Raw genomic sequence first — 6,526 nt, forward strand, 5'->3', positions numbered from 1 at the left:
CGCCCACCCAGACCCCCAGGGCATGGTTGGCGAAACCGATGCCTACCGCCGATAGTGCAGCCACGCCCGCGACAGGATGCGCCATCAGGTTGACGGCGCTGGCCATCTCCCTCGGCATCATCTTGGTCAGGTCCGGGTTCATCTTCTCGAGTTCGTCCAAATAAGGCATCAGCGGGTAGGCTATCGAATACGGCGCCATAGACATCTCCTGGTCGTTTCTTCGTGCGCCCCGCCCCTGCTTTCCGTCCCGGGCAATGCCCGTCTTGCAAATCTATTCCGCCGCCGCCATCACCGGCTCGACCCGGTGCGCGTTGCGCGAAAACTCGTCGATGCGGCGCTCCACCTCGCCACGGAAATGCCGCATCAGGCCCTGGATCGGCCAGGCCGCGGCATCGCCCAGCGCGCAGATCGTGTGACCTTCCACCTGCTTGGTGACATCGAGCAGCATGTCGATCTCGCGCTTCTGCGCTTCGCCGCGCACCAGCCGTTCCATCACCCGCCACATCCAGCCGGTGCCTTCGCGGCACGGCGTGCACTGGCCGCAGCTCTCATGCTTGTAGAAGTAGGAAAGCCTGGCGATCGCCTTCACGATATCGGTCGACTTGTCCATGACGATGACAGCCGCAGTGCCGAGGCCGGATTTGAGGTCGCGCAACGCATCGAAATCCATCAGCGCGTCGATGATCTGCTCGGCCGGCACCAGCGGCACCGAAGCGCCGCCCGGGATGACCGCGAGCAGATTGTCCCAGCCGCCGCGAATGCCGCCGCAATGCGTCTCGATCAGTTCGCGGAACGGGATCGACATCGCCTCTTCGAAGGTGCACGGATTGTTGACGTGCCCGGACACGCAGAAGAGCTTGGTGCCGGCATTGTTCGGCCGGCCGAAGGACGAGAACCAGGCAGCACCCCGGCGCAGGATCGTCGGCGCCACGGCGATGGATTCGACGTTGTTGACCGTGGTCGGGCAGCCATAAAGGCCGACATTGGCCGGGAATGGCGGCTTCAGTCGCGGCTGGCCCTTCTTGCCCTCGAGGCTTTCGAGCAGCGCCGTCTCCTCGCCGCAAATATAGGCGCCGGCGCCGTGGTGCATATAGACGTCGAAGTCGTAGCCGGAGGTGTTGTTCTTGCCGATGAGCTTGGCCGCATAAGCCTCGTCGATGGCGCGCTGCAGCGCCTCGCGCTCGCGGATGAACTCGCCGCGCACATAGATGTAAGCAGCGACCGCGCCCATGGCGAAACCGGCGACCAGCGCGCCCTCGACCAGCGTATGCGGATCGTTGCGCAGAATGTCACGGTCCTTGCAGGTGCCAGGCTCGGATTCGTCGGCATTGATGACGAGATAGCTCGGCCGGCCATCGCTCTGCTTGGGCATGAACGACCATTTCAGGCCGGTCGGGAAGCCGGCGCCGCCACGGCCGCGCAGGCCGCTTGCCTTCATTTCGTTGATGATCCAGTCGCGTCCCTTGGCGATCAGGCCGGGTGTATCGTCCCACATGCCGCGCGCCTGCGCTCCGGCCAGCGACTTGTCGAAGAGGCCGTAGATGTTGGTGAAGATGCGGTCTTTGTCCTGAAGCATTGTTCGTCCCTCAGACCGGCTTCTTGCCGAAGACGCGGATGTACTCGGCGACGCCGCCCTTGGCGAGCGCCTTGGCCTGCTTCGCCCAGTCGTCGCGCTCGATACGGCCGCGGAAATTGAGATAGCCGTCGACCCATTCGCGCTCGGCCTTCCTCCACGCAGAGACCTGCGCGAAAGTATAAATGCCAAGCGAATGCAGGACGCCTTCGATCTTCGGACCGACACCGGAGATCAGCTTCAGATCGTCGACCGTTGCCGGACGCGCGATCCCGGCCGGGCGGTTCTTGTCCTCGAGCGAAGGCTTGGCCGTCTTGGTCGCAGGCTGCTTCGCTTCCGGCGACTTGAAGGCGGACGCCGGCTCGGCCTTGGCCTTCGGCCCGCTACGCGGCTTCGAAACCGCCTCGACTTCCGGAGAAGCCTGGTTGGCATTGGCTGCGGAGTGGCGCGGCGCCCTGACGCTGGCCGCCTTCTCGGTGGCGGGCGAAACCTTGACCGGCGACGGTGTCCTTAGTGCCGGACTGGTTTCGGGCGCGTCGGTTTTCGGCTTGCCGGATTTCGATGGCCCGACAGGGGCCGGGGGCGGCGCGGCAGGCGCCTGCGAGACGACGGCGGCGGATGCAGCAGCCGGCGCTGCGGCAGCGGCTTGCCTGGCTGCCTTCGCGGCGGCCTTGGCTTCCTTGTCGCGGGTGGATTTCAGGATTGCCTTCTCGCTCTTCAGCGTCGTCAGGCCCGTGGCCGGCTCCGAACCGGTGCGGCCGTTCTGCGGACCGGGCTTCACCTCGGCGCCTTTGCCGGCTTCATAGAGATCGATGATCTCGGCAAGGCGCTCCGGCGTCAGGTCTTCGAACGTGTCCTTGAAGATCATGACCATCGGCGCGTTGACGCAGGCGCCGAGGCATTCGACCTCCTCCCACGACAGCGTGCCCTTGTCGTTGGTATTGAACTGGTCGTGATGGATCTTAGACCGGCACACATCCATCAGCGCTTCCGAGCCGCGCAGCATGCAGGGCGTGGTGCCGCAGACCTGGATATGGGCGCGGGTGCCGACCGGATTGAGCTGGTATTGCGTGTAGAAGGTCGCGACCTCGAGGCCGCGGATGCGCGGCATGCCGAGCATATCCGAGATCGTCTCGATCGCCGCCTTCGTCACCCAGCCTTCCTGTTCCTGAGCGATCATGAGCAACGGGATGATGGCCGACTGCTCGCGTCCCTTTGGGTATTTGGCGATCCACTGCTGTGCCGCCGCGGCGTTCGCCTCGTTGAAGGCGAAGGAGGCTGGCTGGACGCTGGCATCTGCGAGACGGCGGACTGACATTTAGCGATCGACCTCACCAAACACGATGTCGAGGGAGCCAAGCACGGCGGTGACGTCGGCCAGCATGTGGCCGCGACACAGGAAATCCATGGCCTGCAGATGCGCAAAACCCGGCGCGCGCAGCTTGCAGCGATAGGGCTTATTGGTGCCGTCGGAGACGAGATAGACGCCGAACTCGCCCTTCGGCGCCTCGACAGCCGCATAGACCTCGCCGGCCGGCACGCGATAGCCCTCGGTATAGAGCTTGAAATGATGGATGAGCGCTTCCATCGAGCGCTTCATCGCCGCGCGCTTCGGCGGCACCACCTTGCCGTCGAGGTTCGACACCGGTCCGGCGCTCTCCTTGCCGAGCAGAAGTTCGACGCACTGGCGCATGATCTTGGCCGATTGGCGCATCTCTTCCATGCGCACGAGATAGCGGTCGTAGCAGTCGCCGTTCTTGCCGATCGGGATGTCGAAATCCATCTCGGAATAGCATTCATAGGGCTGCGCCTTGCGCAGGTCCCAGGCGGCACCCGAGCCGCGCACCATCACGCCCGAAAAACCCCAGGCCCAGGCGTCGGCGAGCGACACCGTGCCGATGTCGACATTGCGCTGCTTGAAGATGCGGTTGCCGGTGAGCAAGGCGTCAAGGTCGTCGACCGACTTCAGGAACGGATCGATCCACTTGCCGATATCCTCGATCAGCCTCTGCGGCAGGTCCTGATGCACGCCGCCTGGCCGGAAGTAGGCCGCATGCATGCGCGAGCCGGAGGCGCGCTCATAAAACACCATCAGCTTCTCGCGCTCGACGAAGCCCCACAGAGGCGGCGTCAGCGCGCCGACGTCCATCGCCTGCGTCGTCACATTGAGGATGTGCGACATGATGCGGCCCATTTCGGAATAGAGCACGCGGATCAGCTGGCCGCGCTTCGGCACCTCGATGCCGAGCAGGCGCTCGGCCGCGAGCGCGAAGGCATGCTCCTGGTTCATCGGCGCGCAATAGTCGAGCCGATCGAGATAGGGCACCGCCTGCAGATAGGTCTTGGCCTCGATCAGCTTCTCGGTACCGCGATGCAGCAGGCCGATATGCGGATCGACGCGATCGACCACCTCGCCGTCCAGCTCCAGCACGAGACGCAAAACCCCGTGCGCAGCAGGGTGTTGAGGCCCAAAGTTAATGTTAAAATTGCGGACGGAGGTTTCAGCCATTGTGGCGCCTCAATTTGGCTTCGCCTTTTCATCGCCCGGAAGGACGTAATCCGTTCCCTCCCATGGGCTCAAAAAGTCAAAGTTTCTAAATTCCTGCTTCAATTCCACCGGCTCATAGATGACTCGCTTGGCCTCGTCGTCGTATCGAACCTCGACGAAGCCGGTCAGCGGGAAATCCTTGCGCAGCGGATGCCCTTCAAAGCCGTAGTCGGTCAGGATGCGGCGCAGGTCCGGATGGCCCGAGAACAGCACGCCGTAGAGATCATAGGTCTCGCGCTCGAACCAGTCGGCGCCGGGATAGACGCCGGTCAGCGACGGCACCAGTGTCTCCTCGTCGGCCTGGACCTTGAGGCGGATGCGGACGTTCTGCTTCGGCGACAACAGGTGGTAGACGACGTCGAAGCGCTTGGCACGTGACGGATAGTCGGCGCCGCAAATGTCGATGATCGAGACGAACTGGCAGCGCGGGTCGTCGCGCAGGAAGGTCGCGACCTCCGTCAGGTTCCCCGGCTCGACGCAAACCGTCAGTTCGCCATACGCAAGCACCGTTTCGCCGATGCGGCCGGAGAGCTTCTCGCCGAGATAGGTGGAGAGTTCGTGCAACGCCAAGGCCATTGGTTCACCGTTCGATCGTGCCGGTGCGGCGGATCTTCTTCTGCAACAGGAGAATGCCGTAGAGCAGCGCTTCGGCGCTCGGCGGGCAGCCGGGGACATAGATGTCGACCGGCACGATGCGGTCGCAGCCGCGCACCACCGAATAGGAATAGTGATAATAGCCGCCGCCATTGGCGCACGAACCCATCGAAATGACGTAGCGCGGCTCCGGCATCTGGTCGTAGACCTTGCGCAGCGCCGGCGCCATCTTGTTGGTCAGTGTGCCCGCGACGATCATGATATCGGACTGGCGCGGAGACGCGCGCGGCGCGACGCCGAACCTCTCTGAGTCATAGCGCGGCATCGAGGTGTGGATCATCTCGACCGCGCAGCAGGCGAGACCGAAGGTCATGAACATCAGCGAGCCGCTGCGCGCCCAAGTGATCAGCGCCTCGGTCGAGGTGACAAGGAAGCCCTTGTCGGCCAGCTCATTATTGATCTCGAGGAAGAAGGGATCGTCCTCCCCCACCGGCCTGCCGGTGTTGGGATCGATGATGCCCTTGGGCTTCGGCGCGACGAGGGTGCCTGAACTGTCGTTCAATCCCATTCCAGCGCTCCTTTTTTCCATTCATAGGCAAAGCCGATGGTCAGCACCGCCAGGAACACCATCATCGACCAGAAGCCGAGCATGCCGAGCTTGGCGAAGGACACCGCCCACGGGAACAGGAAGGCGACCTCGAGATCGAAGATGATGAACAGGATCGACACCAGGTAGAAGCGGATGTCGAACTTCATGCGGGCGTCGTCGAATGAGTTGAACCCGCATTCATAGGCGGAAAGCTTTTCCGGATCGGGATTGCGGTAGGCAACCAGGAACGGCGCAACGATCAGCGCCAGGCCGACAACCATCGCCACTGCGATGAAGAGCACGATGGGCAGATACGAACTTAGGAGTGCGCTCATGCGGCGACTTTCCTTCGGCGGCCAGTTCACTTTGATTACAGCAACGGACTCTAAGGCGGAAGCGTGACAGTTTAACCCGCTGAACCGTTTTAGGTGGCCTATGCTGCGACGCGGCGAGGGTTAGCGCAGCGGTTTCGGCGACGCAAGTCAAACCTTGTTCAAAATCCGGCCCTGGACGCCATATCGAAAGAAACTGGTCCGATCCGCTCCTGTTTGATTTCCTTCATGTTTTACTCCACTTTTCTATCCTGACATATCTCCCGCCATTTGCCTGTTAGCATGGCCGGAATCACCGACTGGAAATCCCGGCAAAGGATCAGGGCAAGGTAGCTGGATGAAAGAAAAGATCTCGCTCGCCGCAGCAAGGCGCATTGCGCTCGGCGCGCAGGGTTTTACCGATGCGCGGCCGGCCGGCACGCCCGATCGTCGCCATCTCGCCCGTGTGCTTTCCCGAACTGGCCTGCTGCAGATCGATTCCGTCAGCGCCGTGGTGCGCGCCCACTATATGCCGCTCTATTCGCGCCTCGGCCCCTACCCCCTTGCGCTGCTCGACAACGCGGCCGTCACGCGCAAGCGAACCGTCTTCGAATACTGGGCCCATGAGGCTTCCTTCCTGCCCGTCGAGACCTATCCGTTGATGCGCTGGCGCATGCAGCGGGCCGAGAAAGGCGAGGAAATGTATCTCGGCCTCGCCAAATGGGGCCGCGAGCGCAAGGCGATGATCGAGGAGATCTACGGGCAAGTCGCGGAACGCGGGCCGATCGCCGCCTCCGACATCGAAGGCCACAAGGGCAATGGCGGATGGTGGGGCTGGAGCGAGGCCAAGCACGCTTTCGAATGGCTGTTCTGGGCAGGTCGTAATAGCGCTCGAATCCTCGCCGGTAGGC

At 63.0% G+C, this 6,526-nt stretch carries 7 protein-coding genes and 1 pseudogene; 1 reads left to right on the forward strand and 7 read right to left on the reverse strand.

What is annotated here, in order from left to right:
• From EOA49_RS29215 to EOA49_RS29245, 7 genes and pseudogenes are all read right to left on the reverse strand, one after another.
• Positions 1–199: pseudogene (locus EOA49_RS29215) on the reverse strand (NADH-ubiquinone dehydrogenase); the annotation flags it as partial.
• Between the two features lie 72 nt (positions 200–271).
• On the reverse strand, positions 272–1,576 hold the full coding sequence (gene nuoF, locus EOA49_RS29220) for an NADH-quinone oxidoreductase subunit NuoF (protein ID WP_127240926.1): 1,305 nt from the start codon (positions 1,574–1,576) through the stop codon (positions 272–274).
• Positions 1,577–1,586: 10 nt separating this feature from the next.
• Entirely contained in the window at positions 1,587–2,891 is a 1,305-nt protein-coding gene (locus EOA49_RS29225; RefSeq protein ID WP_127240925.1) for an NADH-quinone oxidoreductase subunit E, read from the reverse strand.
• Positions 2,892–4,082 (reverse strand): NADH-quinone oxidoreductase subunit D, encoded by a 1,191-nt coding sequence (locus tag EOA49_RS29230; RefSeq protein ID WP_127240924.1) that lies wholly within the window; start codon positions 4,080–4,082, stop codon positions 2,892–2,894.
• Between the two features lie 9 nt (positions 4,083–4,091).
• Complete coding sequence (locus EOA49_RS29235; RefSeq protein ID WP_066998762.1) at positions 4,092–4,697, reverse strand: NADH-quinone oxidoreductase subunit C; 606 nt, start codon at positions 4,695–4,697, stop codon at positions 4,092–4,094.
• Between the two features lie 4 nt (positions 4,698–4,701).
• Positions 4,702–5,283 (reverse strand): NADH-quinone oxidoreductase subunit B, encoded by a 582-nt coding sequence (locus EOA49_RS29240; RefSeq protein WP_013531090.1) that lies wholly within the window; start codon positions 5,281–5,283, stop codon positions 4,702–4,704.
• Positions 5,274–5,639, reverse strand: coding sequence for an NADH-quinone oxidoreductase subunit A (locus tag EOA49_RS29245; protein ID WP_127240923.1), 366 nt, complete (start codon positions 5,637–5,639; stop codon positions 5,274–5,276). Before EOA49_RS29245 ends, EOA49_RS29240 begins: the two co-directional genes overlap by 10 nt.
• Positions 5,640–5,973: 334 nt before the next feature.
• Between EOA49_RS29245 and EOA49_RS29250 the strand changes: the two genes are divergently transcribed.
• Positions 5,974–6,526: crosslink repair DNA glycosylase YcaQ family protein (locus tag EOA49_RS29250; protein ID WP_164749316.1), on the forward strand; the 553-nt coding region annotated here is incomplete at its 3' end.

This window comes from Mesorhizobium sp. M1A.F.Ca.IN.020.04.1.1 (genome assembly GCF_003997315.1).
GTDB lineage: Bacteria > Pseudomonadota > Alphaproteobacteria > Rhizobiales > Rhizobiaceae > Mesorhizobium.

Coding starts and splice junctions, on each gene's coding strand:
- nuoF (WP_127240926.1), bottom strand. CDS start 1,576: ATGCTTCAGGACAAAGACCGCATCTTCACCAACATCTACGGCCTCTTC.
- EOA49_RS29225 (WP_127240925.1), bottom strand. CDS start 2,891: ATGTCAGTCCGCCGTCTCGCAGATGCCAGCGTCCAGCCAGCCTCCTTC.
- EOA49_RS29230 (WP_127240924.1), bottom strand. CDS start 4,082: ATGGCTGAAACCTCCGTCCGCAATTTTAACATTAACTTTGGGCCTCAA.
- EOA49_RS29235 (WP_066998762.1), bottom strand. CDS start 4,697: ATGGCCTTGGCGTTGCACGAACTCTCCACCTATCTCGGCGAGAAGCTC.
- EOA49_RS29240 (WP_013531090.1), bottom strand. CDS start 5,283: ATGGGATTGAACGACAGTTCAGGCACCCTCGTCGCGCCGAAGCCCAAG.
- EOA49_RS29245 (WP_127240923.1), bottom strand. CDS start 5,639: ATGAGCGCACTCCTAAGTTCGTATCTGCCCATCGTGCTCTTCATCGCA.